14 protein-coding genes, 2 tRNA genes, 4 rRNA genes and 1 pseudogene are annotated in these 23,204 nt (G+C 58.6%); 9 read left to right on the top strand and 12 right to left on the bottom strand.

Annotation, left to right across the window (positions count from 1 at the left end; genetic code table 11):
• Window positions 1-43: 43 nt before the first annotated feature.
• From LOY51_RS27015 to LOY51_RS00645, 4 genes are read right to left on the bottom strand one after another with little or no spacing between them, the layout of a single operon-like run.
• Window positions 44-1,156 (bottom strand): TniQ family protein, encoded by a 1,113-nt coding sequence (locus LOY51_RS27015; protein WP_374046888.1) that lies wholly within the window; start codon window positions 1,154-1,156, stop codon window positions 44-46.
• Window positions 1,114-2,001, bottom strand: coding sequence for a TniB family NTP-binding protein (locus LOY51_RS00655; RefSeq protein WP_258643948.1), 888 nt, complete (start codon window positions 1,999-2,001; stop codon window positions 1,114-1,116). Before LOY51_RS00655 ends, LOY51_RS27015 begins: the two co-directional genes overlap by 43 nt.
• Window positions 1,998-3,923, bottom strand: a complete 1,926-nt coding sequence (locus LOY51_RS00650; protein ID WP_258643941.1) for a TnsB C-terminal domain-containing protein — start codon at window positions 3,921-3,923, stop codon at window positions 1,998-2,000. Before LOY51_RS00650 ends, LOY51_RS00655 begins: the two co-directional genes overlap by 4 nt.
• Window positions 3,920-4,627, bottom strand: a complete 708-nt coding sequence (locus LOY51_RS00645; RefSeq protein WP_309475587.1) for a TnsA endonuclease N-terminal domain-containing protein — start codon at window positions 4,625-4,627, stop codon at window positions 3,920-3,922. Before LOY51_RS00645 ends, LOY51_RS00650 begins: the two co-directional genes overlap by 4 nt.
• Before the next feature lie 75 nt (window positions 4,628-4,702).
• Here LOY51_RS00645 and LOY51_RS00640 point away from each other — a divergent pair.
• From LOY51_RS00640 to LOY51_RS00620, 5 genes and pseudogenes are all read left to right on the top strand, one after another.
• Window positions 4,703-5,347: pseudogene (locus LOY51_RS00640) on the top strand (ATP-binding protein); the annotation flags it as partial.
• A gap of 128 nt (window positions 5,348-5,475) precedes the next feature.
• Window positions 5,476-5,727, top strand: a complete 252-nt coding sequence (locus tag LOY51_RS00635) for a DUF2790 domain-containing protein (RefSeq protein WP_125857041.1) — start codon at window positions 5,476-5,478, stop codon at window positions 5,725-5,727.
• A 31-nt stretch (window positions 5,728-5,758) separates the two neighbouring features.
• Window positions 5,759-6,775, top strand: a complete 1,017-nt coding sequence (locus tag LOY51_RS00630) for an alpha/beta hydrolase (protein ID WP_125462110.1) — start codon at window positions 5,759-5,761, stop codon at window positions 6,773-6,775.
• Between the two features lie 228 nt (window positions 6,776-7,003).
• Window positions 7,004-8,791, top strand: coding sequence for a monovalent cation:proton antiporter-2 (CPA2) family protein (locus tag LOY51_RS00625; protein WP_125857040.1), 1,788 nt, complete (start codon window positions 7,004-7,006; stop codon window positions 8,789-8,791).
• A gap of 80 nt (window positions 8,792-8,871) precedes the next feature.
• Complete coding sequence (locus LOY51_RS00620) at window positions 8,872-10,296, top strand: mechanosensitive ion channel family protein (protein WP_258643939.1); 1,425 nt, start codon at window positions 8,872-8,874, stop codon at window positions 10,294-10,296.
• Between the two features lie 81 nt (window positions 10,297-10,377).
• Here LOY51_RS00620 and rrf (LOY51_RS00615) read toward each other — a convergent pair.
• The 8 genes from rrf (LOY51_RS00615) to LOY51_RS00580 form a co-directional block, all read right to left on the bottom strand.
• Window positions 10,378-10,493: ribosomal RNA gene (rrf, locus tag LOY51_RS00615) — 5S ribosomal RNA — on the bottom strand.
• Between the two features lie 109 nt (window positions 10,494-10,602).
• Window positions 10,603-10,718: ribosomal RNA gene (rrf, locus tag LOY51_RS00610) — 5S ribosomal RNA — on the bottom strand.
• A gap of 137 nt (window positions 10,719-10,855) precedes the next feature.
• Window positions 10,856-13,749, bottom strand: a 23S ribosomal RNA gene (locus LOY51_RS00605).
• Between the two features lie 245 nt (window positions 13,750-13,994).
• A tRNA-Ala gene (locus tag LOY51_RS00600) sits at window positions 13,995-14,070 on the bottom strand.
• A 24-nt stretch (window positions 14,071-14,094) separates the two neighbouring features.
• Window positions 14,095-14,171 (bottom strand) — tRNA-Ile (locus LOY51_RS00595).
• 86 nt (window positions 14,172-14,257) lie between these two features.
• A 16S ribosomal RNA gene (locus LOY51_RS00590) occupies window positions 14,258-15,794 on the bottom strand.
• Together the 16S, 23S and 5S rRNA genes with 2 tRNA genes alongside form the textbook arrangement of a ribosomal RNA operon.
• Window positions 15,795-16,358: 564 nt before the next feature.
• Window positions 16,359-17,579, bottom strand: a complete 1,221-nt coding sequence (locus LOY51_RS00585; protein ID WP_125462107.1) for a CaiB/BaiF CoA transferase family protein — start codon at window positions 17,577-17,579, stop codon at window positions 16,359-16,361.
• A 15-nt stretch (window positions 17,580-17,594) separates the two neighbouring features.
• The gene (locus tag LOY51_RS00580) at window positions 17,595-18,776 is read right to left on the bottom strand and encodes an acyl-CoA dehydrogenase (RefSeq protein ID WP_110995052.1); all 1,182 of its coding nucleotides are present in this window, start codon (window positions 18,774-18,776) and stop codon (window positions 17,595-17,597) included.
• A 167-nt stretch (window positions 18,777-18,943) separates the two neighbouring features.
• Between LOY51_RS00580 and LOY51_RS00575 the strand changes: the two genes are divergently transcribed.
• From LOY51_RS00575 to LOY51_RS00560, 4 genes are all read left to right on the top strand, one after another.
• Complete coding sequence (locus LOY51_RS00575) at window positions 18,944-19,858, top strand: LysR family transcriptional regulator (RefSeq protein ID WP_258643937.1); 915 nt, start codon at window positions 18,944-18,946, stop codon at window positions 19,856-19,858.
• A gap of 410 nt (window positions 19,859-20,268) precedes the next feature.
• The gene (locus LOY51_RS00570; RefSeq protein WP_125462105.1) at window positions 20,269-21,390 is read left to right on the top strand and encodes a Re/Si-specific NAD(P)(+) transhydrogenase subunit alpha; all 1,122 of its coding nucleotides are present in this window, start codon (window positions 20,269-20,271) and stop codon (window positions 21,388-21,390) included.
• Window positions 21,391-21,401: 11 nt separating this feature from the next.
• A complete protein-coding gene (locus LOY51_RS00565; protein WP_110995049.1) occupies window positions 21,402-21,716 on the top strand; it encodes an NAD(P) transhydrogenase subunit alpha part 2 in 315 nt (104 codons plus the stop codon).
• A 2-nt stretch (window positions 21,717-21,718) separates the two neighbouring features.
• The gene (locus LOY51_RS00560; protein WP_125462104.1) at window positions 21,719-23,155 is read left to right on the top strand and encodes an NAD(P)(+) transhydrogenase (Re/Si-specific) subunit beta; all 1,437 of its coding nucleotides are present in this window, start codon (window positions 21,719-21,721) and stop codon (window positions 23,153-23,155) included.
• Window positions 23,156-23,204: the final 49 nt, after the last annotated feature.

The raw sequence follows: 23,204 nt of genomic DNA, 5'->3' as shown, positions 1-23,204 counted from the left end.
CTGCAGCATTCGTCGCAAGCCTGAAGGGGGGCCTCAATGGCAGTCATCGTTGGAGTTTCCTAAGCAATCTCTGCCACTGCATCAACACGTTCCTCGTCGTATGATCAGCGTGAGCACGGTGGTGCACTGCCTCGGTATTGTGCCGACCATGTACGTCGGCAAAAATCGACTGAACGCACGCCGGCGGATCACCTGCAGGCAAGCGCATCATCGAAGGCGGTACCGGCAACCGTTGCGCGGCGGCCGAGAGTTTATCGGGGCCAGCCTGCAACATTGCCCACGTATCCCCCAGTAACCTCGCCCGATCAGCCGGGGGCAGGTATTGAAAAGGCAGACCCAATGCCGGCACTGTTAGGCCCATGTAATCCACACCGAAGCTCGTGAAGAACGGTCGGGTGCACGCACTGTGAAACCGAGCGGCCCAACGCAGTATGCCCAACAGCCAGCGACAAACGTAGAACCATTCCTCCAGCTCAAGTAGATACGAGCCGTAGACTGCTTGGCGTCCTGAAAACAAACCATCTGCGGTTTCTTGAAAATCCAGCGTTGGCAGCAGCGCCGGCCGCGCCAACGCTGATGCGAGCTCAAAGTGGCATCGGTGGCAGCAACGCAGGTCGATCTCGGGCGGCATCAACAGGTGAGGACATAGGGGCGCATTGCAGGACTGACAGCTGCTCAGCAACGTGAGCCGGTGTCTTGGGCAGGAGCAATGCCAGGCCAAGCGACTTTGAACCTTGTAGTAGGCACCTTCCTCTGCGAAACACGCAGGGCAATACTGAAGACCACCAGCTCTACGACGATTGCGTGCTCCCAAACACAGCACCCATTGGGCAGCATGGTTTGGATCTTCCCGCCGGCCAACTAAGAGACTCTGAATCCTGGAGAGCACCGATGCAGCAAAGAGATCAGCTGGAATACCAGCAAGCACGGATAACTCTTTGACCTGGTGGGGATTGAGATTCCGGTCAGGATCGCGGCACCAGAAACGAACCCCCGGCCACAGGCTGTTGGTAAGCGTCAGAGGGTCACACCCCATTGCCAAAGCACACCTTACGAGCCAAGACGAAAAAACCTCGTCCGGCTTGAGCGGAGGTACGAGCGGCCAAATGGGAGCTAGAGGGTTCGCTCCCGCTTGCCATTGGTGGGGCGCATCCATTTGTTCCTCTGAAGGAGGGCGCGGTCGATCTCCTCCGCGCCGCTTTGAATAGCTTCTTTCGCGCATTCCTGCAGCAGGTATTCAACGTTCCCTGTAACCCCATCCGAGATCGCATGAATCAGTGTAGCGAGGTCGGGGCTGTACAGCTTCGAAGGCTTCTTCAATGGCAGCACCGACTCGAACGTCTTCAGGAACCGCTGGAAATCCACGTCCACCGCCCAGTTCGGCAACGAGATCACTTCGAAACGACTCGAGTACTGAGGATCTAGGTCAATCAACTTCGCCGCCAACCGGGTGCCTACCAATACAAGTGGGATCTGCAACTTGTTGGCTAGCATCTTCAGCTCATTCATGAGGTTGATCACCTGCACCGGCGACCCATTCATAATGGTGTGTGCCTCGTCAATGATCAGCATGCGAGTCCGAGCGCTGCGGATGAGGTGCATCGCTTGATGACGGAGCTTAGGAAGCGGCGCTGCCGGATTGTGAGGTGCCCAAAAACCGTCGAGGATTGCGCTGAAAAGCTCCTGCTCATTCGGCTTGTGAATTTCGGCGTAGATCACCGGACGGACACTCACGCCATCATCACTGATGTAAGGCTGGCCCGTCGTTGTGCGAAAACGGTCGATCAAAGTGGTCTTGCCGCTATTGGAGTCCCCGACAATCACGAGGTTCTGCATCCGCGGCCGAGGCGGCTTGAACAAGAGCGACTGCAGCAACTCGAGAAGTTTGCTGCCGGCACGGTACTCAATCCAGCGAGCCTCATTCAGAAACTCAATCCGCTCGACATCGGAGCGCTCCATGACTGAGCGAAACTGAGGGGCGATGTGCGAGTAGTCGGTCAAAAGACATCTCCAAACGTGTCGACGTCGTCTTCTGCCAGCAGGCCGGATGCATCTGGCATGGGAAGCGCCGATGGCGCTTTGGTCGGTGCCATATGTCGCTCAGGCCTTGCAGGAGTGACGCCCTTGGTATTGTTGGTACGCGTCTGTGCTTTCCTGCGGGCTTCCTTGGTGTTCGCCGCAGCCTCAATTTCTTGCTGGCGATTCTCCTCAAGCATGCGGTCGATCGTTTCCTCGTCAACCGTATCCATACCCTGCTTTCTCGCCTTTTTCTTAGCGGCAACGTACTCAGCAACCGTGGTCCCTTGATGCTTAGCATGTGTAATGGGGACCTCGAAATACTCTTTGAGCACAGGGTCATAGAACCAGATGCGGTTGATGTCGCGCGGGTCTCGCCTGAACAGGCATTGTTTTGCCTTGCCCGTTTCAGGGTCACTGACGCCGATCCATGGCCGCAACGCCTCTGCGTAATACATGGCATCCCACTCAACGCCGTAGTGGTGAACGACCCTGCGGGCTGAAGGCAGAAAGTCCAGCTGGAACGCCCAAGGATCAGCCACCCTGGGTGGCAGCGGTACCAGTGGAGCGTTTTCCTGATCGCCGAAGAAAGCCAGATTCCATTTACGCAGAGGGGCCATGCTGATCGCGGAATGGAAGGTGTTGTTGTACTTGATGATATTGCGTACCAACCGGGTTTCGAACTCCTCGAAGGTGTAGATGGCCTCCTTCTCAGAGTCGTAACCCTTGCGCTCGGTTGGATTGCTGAACGTTGTGCCCTTGTCCTTCTTATCCAGCAAAGAAAACGTACCCAGCAGCCGTTCGATATGCCCTCCCCAATGAGGGGTTTTGACCGGGCGGAATTCGCGCTTGATGTCGTGATTGATGCACGACTGGACCAGACTACGGGCTTTAAAGTCAGGGCCATTGTCGGAGTGAACCGTGACCGGCTTACCCCATACCGGCCATTTGGCATCTACACCATGTAGCGCTAGCCAACGTTCCTTGGGAAGGATCGAGTGCACCAGACACATAGCGACCGAGACGGCCGACGGGGCATTCATCGACAGGAAGTAACCGGTGATCATCCTGGAGTGGACGCAGATAGCTAACGTGAGCCAAGGTCGCCCAATCGGCCTGCGATGGACATCGTCAACCAGCATGATGTTGGTGGGGGTGTGGTCAATCTGTACGATCTTGAGCGGATATTCAGCCTCCAGGCTACCAGGGCGCGCCGAATGCTTATTGTCCGCGAGTTCCTTGTAACCGCGCCCTCGCAGCAGCTCTTTGTCGCTGATCTGCATGACACGCGCCCTGACCGTTTTAAGCGTTGGATGGTCAATCCTCAACGCTTTGCAACGATCCTTAACTTTCTCATAAGTCGCCGTCAGCGTCGGCCGCTGCCTAGTGAGGTGAAACTCATTGATCACCTCTCCGATGAGTTCCTCGACTTTATCGGTAACTCTGACACGTCCTTTCGCCCAGCCCCGCTTCATGGGGATCAGCGCCGTGACCTCGCGGTAATCTTTGTACCGTTTGATCCACCGATAGATCGTGGTCGCATCAATGCCAGCTTCCTTTGCCCGCGCCTCTACAGCTCCTTTGTCGAGCTTTACCCCAACCAGCAAGGGCGCGATCACCGAGTAGCGCATTTGGGCGGTAGCCCACTCCTCGCTTGTGATGTCTTCCAAGTCATGATGTATGTAGGCGCCCTTGACCTTCTCGGCCAGCACAGGTTTAAGCTCCGCCATCTGCAATAGCTTCGCGCGACCTGTTTCAACATTGATACCCATGACAGATTGGAAATCCAGCACCTGGGTGATGCGGAAAATTTCCTTTTGCCAGCAAACCAAGGTGCCCACCGTCAGACTCACAAACGATCGGTCCAGCTTGATGCCTTGAGGCCGCGACTCGTCTTGATCGCTCATTTCACCACCCACACCTCGAGGAAGTCGTCAAACGATTCGCTGACATCGCAATCCAGCTCACGCGTCGCCAGCAGATGGAAAATGACTGAGGAACCTTCGCCTTCGAATCCTGTGTAATGTCGAGCTATTAGGTACTGAAAACGCGCTACGCCCATCTCAGCCACGGACTGAACAACGGCATCCAAGTCCTCACGCGCGAAGTCCCCTCGCTTGAATCTCTCGAGGAACCGGATTTTCTCGAGCACTTGGTCTCTGATCCGAGACTCGTCGTAGATGTGAAAGCTCCAACCTTGCTCAGAGGCATACCTCCAGGCCGCCTTCCACTTGGGGAGCCATTCCCGCCACTTCGCTCGCCACTGGTCCTCCGGCTTGACCTCCACCAGCATCGGCCGTAGGCCACTATCAGGTTTGAAGTAAACGAGAAAGTCTGGGGTGTAGGTGTAGCTCCGCCCGTTGCGCGCGACGAAATCCAGGCTCACCGGCTGAGAGACTACCGCGACGACATTCCGGTTGAAGTCGATGCGCTGCAGGAAGTCGCGCTCGAGGGTCGACTCGTACGCAACCGCATCTCCGCGGAAAGCGTACACGCCAGAGAGGCTACGACGCGTAGATTTGATACGCCGAACAGGGGTGAGATGAGGCTGGTTGCAGCTATTTCTATCCATTTTTCGGCCAGTGGCAGCTATTGGTAAAATTTCTTGCACCTATTGCTCCAAAAGCTTACGGAGGAATGCGGCCTCGGCAACCCAAAACCTGCATCTATTTCTCCATGTCACAGCGGCAGCCGCCCGCAGCCGGGCGAAATCACCCTGGCACACCATGGCGTGCTGTTTCTTGATGAACTGCCAGAGTTCGAGCGGCGCGTGCTGGAAGTGTTGCGCGAGCCATTGGAATCGGGCGAGATCGTGATCGCCCGGGCCAGGGACCGGGTGCGCTTCCCGGCACGCTTCCAGTTGGTGGCGGCGATGAACCCCTGCCCCTGCGGCTATTTTGGCGACCCCACCGGCCGCTGCCGCTGCAGCCCCGAGCAGATCCAACGCTATCGCAACAAACTCTCCGGCCCCCTGCTCGACCGCATCGACCTGCACCTGACGGTGGCCCGGGAGAATACCGTGCTCGATAACCAACCCAGTGGCGAAACCAGCGCCAGTGTCGCCGCTGTCGTGGCCGAGGCCCGCGCGCTGCAGCAACGTCGCCAGGGCTGCGCCAATGCCTTCCTCGATCTCAACGGCCTGCGCCGGCATTGCCTGCTGACATCGGCCGACCAGGCCTGGCTGGAAACCGCCTGCGAACGCCTCACGCTGTCGCTGCGGGCGGCCCATCGCCTGCTCAAGGTGGCGCGTACGCTGGCGGACCTGGAACAAGCCGAGGCCATTGGTCGGGCCCATCTGGCCGAAGCGATGCAGTACCGACCAGGCAGCTGACGGATCATGCACAGGGTCAATCTTCTCCATAGCTGAAATATATTTTGCGCGCTAACTATTTGCGCTCAATATTCATCTCACGCAGCAAGCAGTCGCCAAACCCATTCAACACATCCTGGAGAACGATCATGACCCTTCGCACAATCCTCGCCCTCGGCGTTACCACCCTGGCCATCGGCACCAGCGCCGGGGCCTTCGCCACTGAAGCCAGCGCTTACCGCTACGGGATGAAGCTGGACATCGCTCAGGTGGTCTCCGTCGAGGCTCCCAGCGCGATTGAGGGCCACGCCAGCACCGCCATCCTGACCTACCGCGACAGCAACGGCCAATTGCAAGCCGTGAGCTACAGCCAGCCCACCACCCTTGCCAACCAGAACTGAGCCGCCGGCTCGTACGCAGAGGAACCCGCACATGAAACTGTCCCGTACTCTGACCGCCGGCCTGCTGGCCCTGGCCGTGAACAGCGCCTTCGCCGCTGGCAGCCCTGGCGTCGAACGCAACACCCAAGGCTTCCTCGATGCGCTTGCCGCAGGCGGCGGCAAGCCGCTGGAAACCCTGGCGCCGAAAGACGCACGCGCCGTATTGAGCGGAGCCCAGGCCGGGGTGAAAGTCGATGTGTCGGGTATCCGCGTTGAGCGCCGGACCATTCAGGCCGACGGCCAGCCATTGCAGATCCGCGTGGTACGCCCTGAGGGCGCCACGGGCGAACTGCCAGTGTTCATGTTCTTCCACGGCGGTGGTTGGGTGCTGGGCGACTACCCCACCCACGAACGGCTGATCCGCGATCTTGTGGTCGGCTCCGGCGCAGCGGCGGTATACGTCGACTACACGCCTTCGCCAGAAGCGCAATTCCCCACCGCGATCAACCAGGCCTATGCCGCCACCCGCTGGGTCGCCGAGCATGGCCAGGAGATCGGCGTCGACGGCAGCCGCCTGGCGGTCGCCGGCAACAGCGTCGGCGGCAACATGGCCGCGGTGGTGGCGATAAAGGCCAAGGAGGCCGGCACGCCGAAGCTGCGCTTCCAGGCGCTGCTGTGGCCGGTGACCGATGCCAACTTCAACAACGCCTCCTATAACCAGTTCGCCGAGGGCCACTTCCTGACCCGCAACATGATGCAGTGGTTCTGGAACAGCTACACCACAGACCCGCGTCAGCGCGACGACATCCATGCCTCGCCGCTGCGTGCCAGCCTGGAGCAACTCAAGGGCCTGCCACCGGCCCTGGTTCAGACCGCCGAAATGGACGTGCTGCGTGACGAAGGCGAAGCCTACGCCCGCAAGCTCGACGCCGCCGGGGTGCCGGTGACTGCGGTGCGCTACAACGGCATGATCCATGACTATGGCCTGCTCAATGTGCTGAGCACCGTACCCACTGTCCGCAGTGCCATGGACCAGGCGGCACAGGCCCTTAAAGCGCATCTGCAGTAAGGGGTTGGTGCAAGCCCGCTACCACAGCCGCAAGCGTGGGAGCGGGCTTGCCCCGCGATTGGCCAATCAAAGGTTCCACTTTCAGAACGATGCTTCCCGTTAGGCTGGAATTGTCCTGTTTCCCGCAGCACCCGAAAATGCTCGCCTCTTCCACCGATGGCATAAGCTTCGGCAACCTGTCATCCGTTCCCTAAAGCGCTGCCTCACGCAGTTCAAGGAGTACGAGCAATGCCGCACGAAGGCAGCCTTCTACAAACCGCAGTCATCTTCCTCCTTGCCGCCGTGGTCGCCGTGCCCCTGGCCAAGCGCCTGCAACTGGGCGCCGTGATCGGCTACCTGCTGGCCGGTGTGGCCATCGGCCCGCAAGCGCTGGGCCTGATCCGCGACACCGAAAGCGTCGCGCACATCTCCGAACTGGGCGTGGTCTTGCTGCTGTTCATCATTGGCCTGGAGCTGTCCCCCAGACGCCTGTGGCTGATGCGCAAATCGGTGTTCGGCGTGGGCACCGCCCAGGTGCTGTTGACCGGCGCGGTGATCGGCGCCATCGCCTTGTTCGGCTTCAGCCAGACGTTGCCGGCCGCCATCGTGCTCGGCCTGGGGCTGGCACTGTCTTCCACCGCCCTTGGCTTGCAGAGCCTGGCCGAGAGCAAGCAGCTCAATGCGCCCCATGGCCGCCTGGCCTTTGCCATCCTGCTGTTCCAGGACATCGCTGCAATCCCGCTGATTGCCCTGGTGCCGTTGCTGGCCGCCAGTGGCCCGGACACCAGCCATGGCGACAGCCTCGAACATGGCCTGAAAGTGTTTGCCAGCATCGCAATCGTCATCGTCGGCGGCCGCTACCTGTTGCGTCCGTTGTTCCGAACCGTGGCCCGCACCGGCTTGCCGGAGGTGTCCACCGCCACCGCGTTGCTGGTGGTGATCGGCACCGCCTGGCTGATGGAAGAGGCAGGAATCTCCATGGCGCTCGGCGCCTTCCTGGCCGGCCTGCTGCTGGCGGACTCCGAGTACCGTCATGAACTGGAGTCGCAGATTGAACCGTTCAAGGGCCTGCTGCTGGGCTTGTTCTTCATCAGTGTCGGCATGGGCGCCAACCTGCGCCTGCTGGTGGACATGCCGCTGGTGCTGCTGGGCCTGACCCTGTTGCTGATCGCGGTGAAGCTGGTACTGCTGATCGGCGTCGGCCGCCTGGCCGGTGGCCTCAACAGCGCAAGCGCGCTGCGCCTGGGCATGGTGCTGGCGGCCGGCGGCGAGTTCGCCTTCGTGGTATTCAAGCTGGGCAAGGATCAGGGCCTGTTCGATACGCAAACCTACGACCTGCTGCTGATGACCATCACCCTGTCGATGGCCATCACCCCACTGCTGATGCTCGGCTGCGCCCGCGCCCTGAAGCGCCCGCAAGCAGTGCGCGAGGTGCCCGAGCAGTACAAGAGCATAGATGCCGGTAGCCCTCGGGTAGTGATTGTCGGCATGGGCCGCATGGGCCAGATCGTTTCGCGCATCCTGCGTGCACAGAAGATCCCCTTCATCGCCCTGGAGACCTCGGTGGACGCCATCGAGATGACGCGCATGTTCGAACAGGCGCCGGTGTTCTACGGCGACCCGCTGCGCCCCGAAGTGCTGCATGCGGCCAAGGTCGGCGAGGCCGAGTATTTCATCATTACCAGTGACGACCCCGAGGTGACCATTCGCACCGCCGAGCGGGTCAAGCGCCTGTACCCGCACCTCAAGGTCATCGCTCGGGCACGCAACCGTCAGCATGTGCACAAGCTGATGGATGTCGGCGCGGAGCCGATCCGCGAGACGTTCTATTCCAGCCTGGAAATGAGCCGTCGTGCGCTGGCCGGGCTGGGGCTATCGGATGAGCAGGCCGCCGACCGCATCGCACGCTTTACCGAGCATGACGAGCAGGTATTGGAAGCCCAGGGCCGGGTGCGTGACGATCGGGCCAAGGTCATGCAGACGGCCAAGGAAGCGCGGGTGGAACTGGCGCGCCTGTTCGAGTCGGATGTGGATTGAACTGCATGGGGTGGGCACCCATTGCCTGCCCGCTCAACCTGCTCTATTACTGACGTTCAGCCCCCTGCAGCGAGAACACCATGCTGGCGCTCATCCAGTCCTACCCCTTGCTGCTCGGCACGTGCCTGATCATTGGCGACTTGTTGCTCTGGCAGCTGATCCCCCAGCAGCATCGCATCTGGCGTATTGCCTCACGGCTGGTGATCTTCCTGCTGTTCAGCGCCGTGCTGGTCGCTGCCGGCATGAGCCCGCTGCAGCCACCACCCTGGATTGACGAAGTGTCGCGCAACCTGATGGCAACGGTGCTCGCCATTGGCTGGTGGCTGTTCGGTGCGCGCACGGTGACGGTGGTGTTCGGCCTGCTGCTGGGGGCACGTGGCAGCCATGGCGGGCGCCTGTTGCAGGATGTGATTGGGGCGCTGATCTTCCTGGCCGCAGTGGTGGCCGCAGCGGCCTATGTGCTGCAGCTGCCGGTCAAGGGGTTGCTGGCCACGTCCGGGGTGATGGCCATCGTCATTGGCCTGGCCTTGCAAAGCACGTTGAGCGATGTGTTCTCCGGCATCGTGCTCAATACCACACGGCCCTATCAGATAGGCGACTCTATCTCCATCGACGGTACCGAAGGCAAGGTGGTGGATATCGACTGGCGCGCCACGCGAATGATCACCGGCACCGGTAGCCTGGCGGTAATACCCAATTCGGTGGCGGCCAAGGCGCGGCTGCTTAACCACAGCCGCCCAGCTGATCGGCATGGGATTGTGATCAGCGTGGTGGTGCCGGCCAAGGTCCGGCCAAAGCACGTGTTCGATGCGTTGGAGAAGGCCCTGCAAGGCACCAGTGCCTTGCTCGCCTCTCCTGCCCCTAAGGTAACGGTTAAAACTTCTTCCCTGGAGTCGGTGGAATACGAGGCCAGTGCTTTCGTTGCCGACATGGCGCTCAAGACCGAGGTACGCAACCAATTGTTCGACCTTGCCCATCGCCACCTGGAGGCCAGCGGGGTGATGTGGAACGTCGACCTGACGCTTGCGCCACGCAGCCGTCAGCGCGAGCTCATCGATGAGGTGCGGGTATTCCGCTCGCTCAGCGGTGAGGAGCGTGACACGCTGAGCCAGCGCATGACGGCGGTGGAGTACCTGGCCAACCAGGTGATCCTGGGCATCGGCGACAACTCGGACCACCTGCTGGTGATTGGCAGCGGTGTGATTCAGGCCTCGGTGCGTAATGGGGACAAACTGGTAGAAGCCGGCCGCATGGGCCCGGGCGAGGTGCTCGGGATCGAGGGGCTGGTTGACGACGATGACTCTTTCGCCGAATTCCGTACCCTGACCGGATGCCTGCTTTACCGCATCGAGAAGGAACAGGTACGCAGTTGCCTTGAGCAACGTAGTGAGGTGCAGTCGGCGTTGACCAAGTTGCAGCGGTTCCGCCGGCAGAGTAGAGAGTCACTGCTCATGCAGAAGCCTACGGAAGTGAAGAAAGGTGGGTTCCTGAGCTGGTTGCGCTAGCGTAACGCCATGCGTTGCAGGCTACGGCCCTGAAAAGACAAAGCCCCTGATCGCATTGCGATCAGGGGCTTTGGATTTGAATCTTGACGATGACCTACTCTCACATGGGGAAACCCCACACTACCATCGGCGATGCATCGTTTCACTGCTGAGTTCGGGATGGGATCAGGTGGTTCCAATGCTCTATGGTCGTCAAGAAATTCTGTGTGCTGGCCCGTCTCTCGGACGTGCCTGCGAATCTCTGTAGTTCCTACTTAAAGACAAAACCCCTACCTGCATGCGCAGATAGGGGTTTTGCGAAATGAATCTTGACGATGACCTACTCTCACATGGGGAAACCCCACACTACCATCGGCGATGCATCGTTTCACTACTGAGTTCGGGATGGGATCAGGTGGTTCCAATGCTCTATGGTCGTCAAGAAATTCGGTTGCCCAGAATGTCTTGTGAACACTCTTGGCTAATTCAGATATGTGATTTGTGATGTTGCGAATCTTTCGGGTCTTTCGTCTTCACCACCACAATTTGGCATTACGTGCTCAAATTGCTTGGGTGTTATATGGTCAAGCCTCACGGGCAATTAGTATTGGTTAGCTCAACGCCTCACAGCGCTTACACACCCAACCTATCAACGTCGTAGTCTTCGACGGCCCTTTAGGGGATTCAAGATCCCAGTGAGATCTCATCTTGAGGCAAGTTTCCCGCTTAGATGCTTTCAGCGGTTATCTCTTCCGAACATAGCTACCCGGCAATGCCACTGGCGTGACAACCGGAACACCAGAGGTTCGTCCACTCCGGTCCTCTCGTACTAGGAGCAGCCCCTCTCAAATCTCAAACGTCCACGGCAGATAGGGACCGAACTGTCTCACGACGTTCTAAACCCAGCTCGCGTACCACTTTAAATGGCGAACAGCCATACCCTTGGGACCGGCTTCAGCCCCAGGATGTGATGAGCCGACATCGAGGTGCCAAACACCGCCGTCGATATGAACTCTTGGGCGGTATCAGCCTGTTATCCCCGGAGTACCTTTTATCCGTTGAGCGATGGCCCTTCCATACAGAACCACCGGATCACTAAGACCTACTTTCGTACCTGCTCGACGTGTTTGTCTCGCAGTCAAGCGCGCTTTTGCCTTTATACTCTACGACCGATTTCCGACCGGTCTGAGCGCACCTTCGTACTCCTCCGTTACTCTTTGGGAGGAGACCGCCCCAGTCAAACTACCCACCATACACTGTCCTCGATCCGGATAACGGACCTGAGTTAGAACCTCAAGGTTGCCAGGGTGGTATTTCAAGGATGGCTCCATGAGAACTGGCGTCCCCACTTCAAAGCCTCCCACCTATCCTACACAAGCAAGCTCAAAGTCCAGTGCAAAGCTATAGTAAAGGTTCACGGGGTCTTTCCGTCTAGCCGCGGATACACTGCATCTTCACAGCGATTTCAATTTCACTGAGTCTCGGGTGGAGACAGCGCCGCCATCGTTACGCCATTCGTGCAGGTCGGAACTTACCCGACAAGGAATTTCGCTACCTTAGGACCGTTATAGTTACGGCCGCCGTTTACCGGGGCTTCGATCAAGAGCTTCGCTTGCGCTAACCCCATCAATTAACCTTCCGGCACCGGGCAGGCGTCACACCCTATACGTCCACTTTCGTGTTTGCAGAGTGCTGTGTTTTTAATAAACAGTCGCAGCGGCCTGGTATCTTCGACCGGCATGGGCTTACGGAGCAAGTCCTTCACCCTCGCCGGCGCACCTTCTCCCGAAGTTACGGTGCCATTTTGCCTAGTTCCTTCACCCGAGTTCTCTCAAGCGCCTTGGTATTCTCTACCTAACCACCTGTGTCGGTTTGGGGTACGGTTCCCAGTTATCTGAAGCTTAGGAGCTTTTCTTGGAAGCATGGCATCAACCACTTCGCGCTCTAAAGAGCACTCGTCATCAGCTCTCGGCCTTGAGATCCCGGATTTGCCTAAGATCTCAGCCTACCACCTTAAACTTGGACAACCAACGCCAAGCTGGCCTAGCCTTCTCCGTCCCTCCATCGCAATAACTGGAAGTACAGGAATATTAACCTGTTTTCCATCGACTACGCTTTTCAGCCTCGCCTTAGGGACCGACTAACCCTGCGTCGATTAACGTTGCGCAGGAAACCTTGGTCTTTCGGCGTGGGAGTTTTTCACTCCCATTGTCGTTACTCATGTCAGCATTCGCACTTCTGATACCTCCAGCAAGCTTCTCAACTCACCTTCACAGGCTTACAGAACGCTCCTCTACCGCATCACCAAAAGGTGATACCCGTAGCTTCGGTGCATGGTTTGAGCCCCGTTACATCTTCCGCGCAGGCCGACTCGACTAGTGAGCTATTACGCTTTCTTTAAAGGGTGGCTGCTTCTAAGCCAACCTCCTAGCTGTCTAAGCCTTCCCACATCGTTTCCCACTTAACCATGACTTTGGGACCTTAGCTGACGGTCTGGGTTGTTTCCCTTTTCACGACGGACGTTAGCACCCGCCGTGTGTCTCCCATGCTCGGCACTTGTAGGTATTCGGAGTTTGCATCGGTTTGGTAAGTCGGGATGACCCCCTAGCCGAAACAGTGCTCTACCCCCTACAGTGATACATGAGGCGCTACCTAAATAGCTTTCGAGGAGAACCAGCTATCTCCGAGCTTGATTAGCCTTTCACTCCGATCCACAGGTCATCCGCTAACTTTTCAACGGTAGTCGGTTCGGTCCTCCAGTCAGTGTTACCTAACCTTCAACCTGCCCATGGATAGATCGCCCGGTTTCGGGTCTATACCCAGCGACTAAAGCGCCCTATTAAGACTCGCTTTCGCTACGCCTCCCCTATTCGGTTAAGCTCGCCACTGAATATAAGTCGCTGACCCATTATACAAAAGGTACGCAGTCACCTAACAAAGTAGGCTCCCACTGCTTGTACGCATACGGTTTCAGGTTCTATTTCACTCCCCTCTCCGGGGTTCTTTTCGCCTTTCCCTCACGGTACTGGTTCACTATCGGTCAGTCAGTAGTATTTAGCCTTGGAGGATGGTCCCCCCATATTCAGACAAAGTTTCTCGTGCTCCGTCCTACTCGATTTCATTGATAAGAGATTTTCGTGTACGGGGCTATCACCCACTATGGCCGCACTTTCCAGAGCGTTCCACTAATCTCAAACCAACTTAAGGGCTGGTCCCCGTTCGCTCGCCACTACTAAGGGAATCTCGGTTGATTTCTTTTCCTCAGGGTACTTAGATGTTTCAGTTCCCCTGGTTCGCCTCTTGCACCTATGTATTCAGTACAAGATAACCAGCTTATGCTGGCTGGGTTCCCCCATTCAGAGATCTCTGGATCACAGTCTGTTTGCCGACTCCCCAAAGCTTATCGCAGGCTACCACGTCTTTCATCGCCTCTGACTGCCAAGGCATCCACCGTATGCGCTTCTTCACTTGACCATATAACCCCAAGCAATCTGGTTATACTGTGAAGACGACATTCGCCGAAAATTCGCATTTCGCTCAGTTAAGAGCAGAACTCACAAATTTTACCTTAGCCTGATCACACACCAGTGAAAGTGCATGTCAGTCTATCTATCACATATCCGAATTTTTAAAGAACGATCTGACAAAAGTCAGAAATCAACATTCATTGCCGAATGTTCATTTCTAAGTTCTGAGCAGTGCTGCGAAACCTGAAAGAGTGGTGGAGCCAAGCGGGATCGAACCGCTGACCTCCTGCGTGCAAGGCAGGCGCTCTCCCAGCTGAGCTATGGCCCCATTTGACCAGCCGCACCAAGTAATTGGTAGGTCTGGGCAGATTTGAACTGCCGACCTCACCCTTATCAGGGGTGCGCTCTAACCAACTGAGCTACAGACCTATAACAGGGTTGCGTTACAGCATCGTCTTTACACAATGAATCAAGCAATTCGTGTGGGAGCTCATCAGCAGGCTGATGTCGTCGATTAAGGAGGTGATCCAGCCGCAGGTTCCCCTACGGCTACCTTGTTACGACTTCACCCCAGTCATGAATCACACCGTGGTAACCGTCCTCCCGAAGGTTAGACTAGCTACTTCTGGTGCAACCCACTCCCATGGTGTGACGGGCGGTGTGTACAAGGCCCGGGAACGTATTCACCGCAACATTCTGATTTGCGATTACTAGCGATTCCGACTTCACGCAGTCGAGTTGCAGACTGCGATCCGGACTACGATCGGTTTTGTGAGATTAGCTCCACCTCGCGGCTTGGCAACCCTCTGTACCGACCATTGTAGCACGTGTGTAGCCCAGGCCGTAAGGGCCATGATGACTTGACGTCATCCCCACCTTCCTCCGGTTTGTCACCGGCAGTCTCCTTAGAGTGCCCACCATAACGTGCTGGTAACTAAGGACAAGGGTTGCGCTCGTTACGGGACTTAACCCAACATCTCACGACACGAGCTGACGACAGCCATGCAGCACCTGTGTCAGAGTTCCCGAAGGCACCAATCCATCTCTGGAAAGTTCTCTGCATGTCAAGGCCTGGTAAGGTTCTTCGCGTTGCTTCGAATTAAACCACATGCTCCACCGCTTGTGCGGGCCCCCGTCAATTCATTTGAGTTTTAACCTTGCGGCCGTACTCCCCAGGCGGTCAACTTAATGCGTTAGCTGCGCCACTAAAATCTCAAGGATTCCAACGGCTAGTTGACATCGTTTACGGCGTGGACTACCAGGGTATCTAATCCTGTTTGCTCCCCACGCTTTCGCACCTCAGTGTCAGTATCAGTCCAGGTGGTCGCCTTCGCCACTGGTGTTCCTTCCTATATCTACGCATTTCACCGCTACACAGGAAATTCCACCACCCTCTACCATACTCTAGCTCGCCAGTTTTGGATGCAGTTCCCAGGTTGAGCCCGGGGCTTTCACATCCAACTTAACGAACCACCTACGCGCGCTTTACGCCCAGTAATTCCGATTAACGCTTGCACCCTCTGTATTACCGCGGCTGCTGGCACAGAGTTAGCCGGTGCTTATTCTGTCGGTAACGTCAAAACAGCAAGGTATTAACTTACTGCCCTTCCTCCCAACTTAAAGTGCTTTACAATCCGAAGACCTTCTTCACACACGCGGCATGGCTGGATCAGGCTTTCGCCCATTGTCCAATATTCCCCACTGCTGCCTCCCGTAGGAGTCTGGACCGTGTCTCAGTTCCAGTGTGACTGATCATCCTCTCAGACCAGTTACGGATCGTCGCCTTGGTGAGCCATTACCTCACCAACTAGCTAATCCGACCTAGGCTCATCTGATAGCGCAAGGCCCGAAGGTCCCCTGCTTTCTCCCGTAGGACGTATGCGGTATTAGCGTTCCTTTCGAAACGTTGTCCCCCACTACCAGGCAGATTCCTAGGCATTACTCACCCGTCCGCCGCTGAATCGAAGAGCAAGCTCTTCTCATCCGCTCGACTTGCATGTGTTAGGCCTGCCGCCAGCGTTCAATCTGAGCCATGATCAAACTCTTCAGTTCAATACTGCTTGGATTTTTAAGAAACCCTAAACTTGGCTCAGCAATCTCAAATGACTATGTGATTTCTCGCATGGCCACTTGTGATGCTGATAATCTTTTTGACTATCAGTCCGTACTCACAAGCACCCACACGAATTGCTTGATTCAATTTGTTAAAGAGCGTTTGGTTAAGAACTTTTCGTCTCAACCGAGGCGCGCATTCTACGCTTTCCTCATTTGCTGTCAAGCGTTTATTTTGAAGTTCTTTCCGAGAAACTCGTTTAGCTTCAACCGCTTAACTCGCTGCGATCCCTCGTAGCGGGAGGCGAATCATACAGCGTTACAACCTGCTGTCAACCACCTTTTTCACCGCTGCCGATCGTGAGACCGAAACGCTTCCGGAGCCTTCGAATCGCTTAACTCATTGAATTTCAAGGAGTTTTGCGTTCCGTTGTCGCTGGAAGTGGGGCGCATTATAAGGGGATCTGAAACCCCGTCAACCTTTAATTTCAAGAAAGCTTTATTTACCTCAAAAACAAAGCGGGGAGGCCTGTCGGCCTCCCCGCTCTCTACATAGCTACAGCGTCAGAGTACGCCAGCAGTACGCAGCTCGTGCACCGCCATCGCATCCAGCCCCAGCACATCACGCAGCACTGCCTCGGTATGCTCCCCCAGCAGAGGAGGTGCCTGCCGGTACTCCACCGGTGTCTCCGACAATCTGATCGGGCTGGCCACCTGCGGCACGTTCCCCGCCAACGGATGCGGGATGTTCACCGCCAGCCCGCGAGCCAATACCTGCGGATCCTGGAACATCTGCGCCAAGTCATTGATGGGACCACAAGGCACACCAGCCTTCTCCAGCTCACTCACCCATTCAGCCGTAGTCTTGAACACCGTGGCCTGGCGAATCAGCGGAATCAACTCGGCCCGATGTGCCACACGCTGCTTATTGGTAGCGAACCTCGGATCATCCGCCCACTGCGGCTGCCCAGCTACTTCGGCAAACTTGCGGAACTGCCCATCATTACCCACGGTAAGAATGAAATTGCCGTCCGCCGTCGGGAAGTCCTGGTAAGGCACGATATTGGGATGCGCATTACCCAACCGCCGTGGAGGGTTTCCTGTGGTGAGGTAGTTCATCGCCTGGTTGGCCAGGCAAGCCACCTGCACATCCAGCAAGGCCATATCGATATGCTGACCAACCCCAGCCTGGTCCCGGTGGGCGAGGGCAGCCAGGATCGCCACCGTCGAATACAGGCCAGTAAGGATGTCGGTCAAGGCCACTCCAACCTTCATCGGCCCGGCACCTTCCTCACCTTCCGGCCGCCCGGTCAGGCTCATCAGCCCGCCCAAGCCCTGGATCATGAAGTCGTAGCCGGCACGCTTGGCATACGGCCCGGTCTGGCCGAAGCCTGTGATCGAGCAATAGATAAGCTTCGGGTTGATCGCCTTCAGGCTTTGGTAATCCAGACCATAGGCCGCCAGCCCGCCGACCTTGAAGTTCTCGATGACGATGTCCGACTTGGCCGCCAGCTCGCGCACCAGGCGCTGGCCTTCGGGCTGAGTGAAATCGATGGTCACCGAGCGTTTGTTGCGGTTGGCCGACAGATAGTAGGCCGCCTCACTGGTGTTCTCGCCACGCGAGTCCTTGAGGAAGGGCGGCCCCCAGGCACGGGTATCGTCACCCGAGCCCGGGCGCTCGACCTTGATCACATCGGCACCAAGGTCGGCGAGGATCTGGCCGGACCATGGGCCGGCGAGCACCCGAGAAAGGTCCAGCACCCGCAGATGTGAAAGCGCACCCATGGCCTGGCTCCTCTATTAGTAGAACGCCTGGATACCGGTTTGCGCACGCCCGAGGATCAGCGCATGCACGTCGTGGGTACCTTCATAGGTGTTGACCACCTCAAGGTTGACCAGGTGGCGGGCCACGCCGAACTCGTCGGAGATACCGTTGCCGCCCAGCATGTCACGCGCCATGCGGGCGATATCCAGGGCCTTGCCGCAGGAGTTGCGCTTCATGATCGAAGTGATTTCCACCGCAGCGGTGCCTTGGTCCTTCATCTGCCCCAGACGCAGGCAACCTTGAAGGGCCAGGGTGATTTCGGTCTGCATGTCGGCCAGTTTTTTCTGGATCAGCTGGTTGGCAGCGAGCGGGCGACCGAACTGCTGGCGGTCCAGGGTGTACTGGCGCGCGGTGTGCCAGCAGGCTTCGGCGGCGCCCAGCGCACCCCACGAAATGCCGTAACGGGCCGAGTTCAAGCAGGTGAACGGACCCTTCAGGCCGCGCACATCCGGGAAGATGTTCTCTTCCGGGACGAACACGTTGTCCATGACGATCTCGCCGGTGATCGAAGCGCGCAGGCCAACCTTGCCGTGGATAGCCGGGGCACTGAGGCCTTGCCAGCCTTTCTCCAGAACAAAGCCGCGAATGTCGCCGGCATCATCCTTGGCCCAGACCACGAACACATCGGCGATCGGGCTGTTGGTAATCCACATCTTGCTACCGGTCAGGCGATAGCCGCCGTCGACCTTGCGCGCCCGAGTGATCATCGACCCCGGGTCGGAGCCATGATTGGGTTCGGTCAGGCCGAAGCAACCAATCCACTCACCGCTGGCCAGCTTGGGCAGGTACTTCTGCTTCTGCGCTTCGGTACCGAATTCGTTGATCGGCACCATGACCAGCGACGACTGCACGCTCATCATCGAGCGGTAACCAGAGTCGATGCGCTCCACTTCACGGGCAATCAGGCCGTAGCACACATAGTTGAGGCCGCTGCCACCATACTGTTCAGGGATGGTCGCGCCCAACAGGCCGACTTCACCCATCTCGCGGAAGATCGCCGGGTCGGTCTGTTCGTGACGGAAGGCTTCCAGCACACGCGGCGCCAACTTGTCCTGGGCGAACTGGAAGGCGCTGTCACGCACCATGCGCTCTTCTTCAGTGAGCTGCTGATCCAGCAGCAGCGGGTCGATCCAGTTGAAGCTTGCTTTACCGGCCATGTGCGTGTTCCTCGAAACAAAGATGGGAGCGGATTCTTGCGTTGGATTGATCCTAGGCTTGATCGGCTGTCGGGACAAACGAGGATTGCGCACGCTTTAGTGATATTTTCTCACTCCGTGATCGACAAAACGCCGTACTGACAAGCATACAAGTGAGGTTGATGTACATGCGCCGCAAGATCCCCAGCACCACCGCCCTGGTCTGCTTCGAGGCGGCCGCGCGTCACGAGAGCTTCACCAAGGCCGCCCACGAACTGGCCCTGACCCAGGGCGCCGTCTGTCGGCAGATCGGTGGGCTGGAGGCGTTTCTCAACGTCGAATTGTTCCGCCGCTCGCGCCGGGGCGTGAAGCTCACCGAGGCAGGCTTGTCCTATAGTCGTCAGGTGGCCAGCCAACTGGACGCCGTAGAGCGCGACACCCTGTCGGTCATGCGCCAGCAGGGCGCCAACGTGATCGAGCTGGCCGTGGTGCCGACCTTCGGCACCCAGTGGTTGCTGCCACGCCTGAAGGATTTCCAGCAACGCCACCCGGAGGTCACGGTCAACCTGACCAACCGCACCCGGCCGTTCCTGTTCGCCGACACGCCCTTCGATGCGGCCATCTACTTCGGCGACGCCGACTGGTCCGGCACCCAGGCCCACCGCCTGATGGGAGAAAACCCGGTACCGGTGTGCAGCCCGAAGCTGCTGGACGGGCAGGGCGGCCTCGACGCCCAGCGCATCGCCGAGCTGCCACTGCTGCAGCAGACCACCCGCCCGTATGCCTGGCGGCAATGGTTCGATGGGCTGGGCATGAGCGTTGAATGCGACATGGCCGGTCCGCGCTATGAACTGTTCTCGATGCTCGCCCAGGCGGCCATGCACGAAATGGGCATTGCGCTGATCCCACCGTTCCTGATCCAGCGCGAGCTCGAGGAGGGTAGGTTGGTGGTCGCTAACAGGCATGCCCTGTCCAGTGACAAGGCCTACTATCTGATGATTCCAGAGCGCAAGGTGGAGTCGGCTTCGCTACGGGCTTTTCGCGACTGGCTAATAGCGCAGGCACAGCAGTACACTGCGAAAGCCGATAAGCTGACCCCGTAGTCAATTATTTTAAACACCTACAGATATATGTATTTGTCGCAAATACGTAATCTGTTCCGGCTGACCTGAAAATCCCTATCAACCCTAGTTGCCATGCGGGTTTGACGGTTATTTTGCGACATTCACAGCGCCAAGGCCGAAAACAGCAGAATTTTTTTCAGATTTTCCCCTAAGCTCCGAATAGCGCGTGCTTGACGGGTTTGTTTCGAATCATTGCGACATACGGTCACAGGGTGACTTGTAGTTTTGAGTTCGTTTCGCTTCAGAACCGGTTGTAGCCCCAATGGTTCATCTGCAAAATGCCTCCCCGCCCCGGATTCAGGCGGGGTCGTGCTCTACGACCACCCAGCGCGCCACCCGAAGTGAGCTGGTTCAAACAAACACAAAAGGTCACCGCAGGAGACAAAGTCGTGCACATTGGTGTTCCTCTCGAGACGCAGACGGGTGAGACAAGGGTCGCTGCGACCCCGGAAACCATCAAGAAACTGGTTAGCCAGGGCCATCAGGTCACCGTGCAACGGGGGGCAGGGCTCAACGCCAGCATTCCGGACAGTGCCTATGAGGCCGTTGGCGCCACACTGGGTGAAGCGACCGATGCCTTCGGCGCGCAGCTGGTGCTCAAGGTGGTTGCACCCAATGACCAGGAACTGGCGCTGATCAACAGCGGCAGCGTGCTGGCCGGCATGCTCAACCCGTTCAACAACGAGCTGATCGGCAAGATGGCCGAACGTGGCATCACCGCCTTCGCCCTGGAAGCCGCGCCTCGTACCTCGCGGGCCCAGAGCCTCGACGTGCTGTCGTCGCAAGCCAACATTGCCGGCTACAAGGCCGTGCTGCTGGCCGCGCATCATTACCCACGCTTCATGCCCATGCTGATGACCGCCGCCGGCACCGTAAAGGCCGCCCGTGTTCTGATCCTCGGCGCTGGCGTCGCCGGCCTGCAGGCCATCGCCACGGCCAAGCGCCTGGGTGCGGTGATCGAAGCCTCCGACGTGCGCCCCGCCGTGAAAGAGCAGATCGAGTCGCTTGGCGCCAAGTTCCTCGACGTGCCGTACGAGACCGATGAAGAGCGCGAGTGCGCCGAAGGCGTCGGCGGTTACGCCCGCCCCATGCCAGCCAGCTGGATGCAACGCCAGGCCCAGGCCGTGCACGAACGAGCCAAACAGGCCGATATCGTCATCACCACTGCGCTGATCCCCGGGCGCAAGGCGCCGACGCTGCTCAGCGCCGAGACCGTCGCGCAGATGAAACCCGGCTCGGTGGTGATCGACCTCGCTGCGGCCCAGGGCGGCAACTGCCCGCTGACCGTCGCTGACCAGGTGGTACAGGCAAACGGCGTAACCATCGTCGGCCCAACCAACCTGCCGGCCCAGGTCGGCGCAGACGCCTCGGCGCTGTACGCCCGCAACCTGCTGGACTTCATGAAGCTGCTGTTCGACAAGGACGGCGCGCTGGTGATCAACCTCGAAGACGACATCGTCGCCGCGTGCCTGATGTGCCGCGACGGCCAGGTCGTACGCAAGAACGGCTGAGGAGCTCGACAATGGAAGACCTGCTGATTTCCCACGGCATCTACAACCTGATCATCTTCGTGCTGGCCATCTACGTGGGCTACCACGTGGTATGGAACGTCACCCCGGCACTGCACACCCCACTGATGGCCGTCACCAACGCCATTTCGGCGATCGTCATCGTCGGCGCCATGCTCGCGGCCGCGCTGACCGTCACCCCGGCCGGCAAAGTGATGGGCACCCTCGCCGTGGCGCTGGCCGCGGTCAATGTGTTCGGTGGCTTCCTGGTCACCCGCCGCATGCTGGAAATGTTCAAGAAGAAAACCAAGAACGAGGCGCAGAAGTAAGCATGAGCATGAATCTGGTAACGCTTCTGTACCTGGTCGCCTCGATCTGCTTCATCCAGGCGCTCAAGGGCCTCTCGCACCCCACTACCTCACGCCGGGGCAACCTGTTCGGCATGATCGGCATGGGTATCGCCATCCTCACCACGGTCGGGCTGATCTACAAGCTGGGCGCCGAGCTTGCCACTGCCGGCATCGGTTATGTCATCGTCGGCCTGCTGGTCGGCGGCAGCGCCGGTTCGATCATGGCCAAGCGCGTCGAGATGACCAAGATGCCCGAGCTGGTCGCCTTCATGCACAGCATGATCGGCCTGGCCGCGGTGTTCATCGCCATTGCCGCGGTACTCGAGCCGCAATCGCTGGGCATCGTCGCCAGCATCAGCGACCCGATCCCCACCGGTAACCGCCTGGAGCTGTTCCTCGGCGCGGCCATTGGTGCCATCACCTTCTCCGGCTCGGTCATCGCGTTCGGCAAGCTGTCGGGCAAGTACAAGTTCCGCCTGTTCCAAGGCGCACCAGTACAGTTCGCCGGCCAGCACAAGCTGAACCTGATCCTCGGCCTTGCCACCATCGCCCTGGGCCTGCTGTTCACCTTCACCGGCCACTACAGCGCCTTCACCCTGATGCTGGCCCTGGCCTTCATCATGGGCGTACTGATCATCATCCCGATCGGCGGCGCCGACATGCCGGTAGTGGTGTCGATGCTCAACAGCTACTCGGGCTGGGCGGCCGCGGGTATCGGCTTCTCGCTGAACAACTCGATGCTGATCATCGCCGGCTCCCTGGTGGGTTCGAGCGGTGCGATCCTCTCGTACATCATGTGCAAGGCGATGAACCGTTCGTTCTTCAACGTCATCCTCGGCGGCTTCGGCGGCGACACCGACGTCGGCGCGGCGCAAGGCTCCAAGGAGCAGCGCCCGGTGAAGTCCGGTTCGGCCGACGACGCCACCTTCCTGCTGAGCAACGCCGACAGCGTGATCATCGTTCCCGGCTACGGCCTGGCGGTGGCCCGCGCCCAGCACGCGTTGAAAGAGCTGACCGAGAAGCTGGTGCATAACGGCGTGACCGTGAAGTACGCGATCCACCCGGTTGCCGGCCGTATGCCAGGCCACATGAACGTACTGCTGGCCGAAGCGGAGGTGCCGTACGACCAGGTGTTCGAGATGGAAGACATCAACGCCGAATTCGGTCAGGCCGACGTTGTGCTGGTGCTGGGCGCCAACGACGTGGTCAACCCGGCGGCGAAGAACGATCCCAAGTCGCCGATCGCCGGCATGCCGATCCTCGAAGCGTTCAAGGCCAAGACCATCATCGTCAACAAGCGCTCCATGGCCAGCGGCTATGCCGGCCTGGACAACGAACTGTTCTACCTGGACAAGACCATGATGGTGTTTGGTGACGCGAAGAAGGTCATCGAAGACATGGTCAAGGCCGTGGACTGACACCCGCCTCTATATATAGAAGCGTCTAAAGCCCCCGGGTGTTATGCCC

The sequence above is a fragment of the Pseudomonas sichuanensis genome, assembly GCF_024749065.1.
In the GTDB taxonomy this organism is placed as follows: domain Bacteria; phylum Pseudomonadota; class Gammaproteobacteria; order Pseudomonadales; family Pseudomonadaceae; genus Aquipseudomonas; species Aquipseudomonas sichuanensis.
The sequence above is the reverse complement of the archived record's forward strand: the minus strand, read 5'-3'. Positions and strand labels throughout refer to the sequence as shown.

Excerpts from the sequence above, each read along its gene's own strand:
- LOY51_RS00580 (WP_110995052.1), bottom strand. The coding sequence starts at position 18,776 with ATGGCCGGTAAAGCAAGCTTCAACTGGATCGACCCGCTGCTGCTGGAT.
- LOY51_RS00630 (WP_125462110.1), top strand. The coding sequence starts at position 5,759 with ATGAAACTGTCCCGTACTCTGACCGCCGGCCTGCTGGCCCTGGCCGTG.
- LOY51_RS00625 (WP_125857040.1), top strand. The coding sequence starts at position 7,004 with ATGCCGCACGAAGGCAGCCTTCTACAAACCGCAGTCATCTTCCTCCTT.
- LOY51_RS00575 (WP_258643937.1), top strand. The coding sequence starts at position 18,944 with ATGCGCCGCAAGATCCCCAGCACCACCGCCCTGGTCTGCTTCGAGGCG.
- LOY51_RS00585 (WP_125462107.1), bottom strand. The coding sequence starts at position 17,579 with ATGGGTGCGCTTTCACATCTGCGGGTGCTGGACCTTTCTCGGGTGCTC.
- LOY51_RS27015 (WP_374046888.1), bottom strand. The coding sequence starts at position 1,156 with ATGGATGCGCCCCACCAATGGCAAGCGGGAGCGAACCCTCTAGCTCCC.
- LOY51_RS00635 (WP_125857041.1), top strand. The coding sequence starts at position 5,476 with ATGACCCTTCGCACAATCCTCGCCCTCGGCGTTACCACCCTGGCCATC.
- LOY51_RS00560 (WP_125462104.1), top strand. The coding sequence starts at position 21,719 with ATGAGCATGAATCTGGTAACGCTTCTGTACCTGGTCGCCTCGATCTGC.
- LOY51_RS00565 (WP_110995049.1), top strand. The coding sequence starts at position 21,402 with ATGGAAGACCTGCTGATTTCCCACGGCATCTACAACCTGATCATCTTC.
- LOY51_RS00620 (WP_258643939.1), top strand. The coding sequence starts at position 8,872 with ATGCTGGCGCTCATCCAGTCCTACCCCTTGCTGCTCGGCACGTGCCTG.
- LOY51_RS00650 (WP_258643941.1), bottom strand. The coding sequence starts at position 3,923 with ATGAGCGATCAAGACGAGTCGCGGCCTCAAGGCATCAAGCTGGACCGA.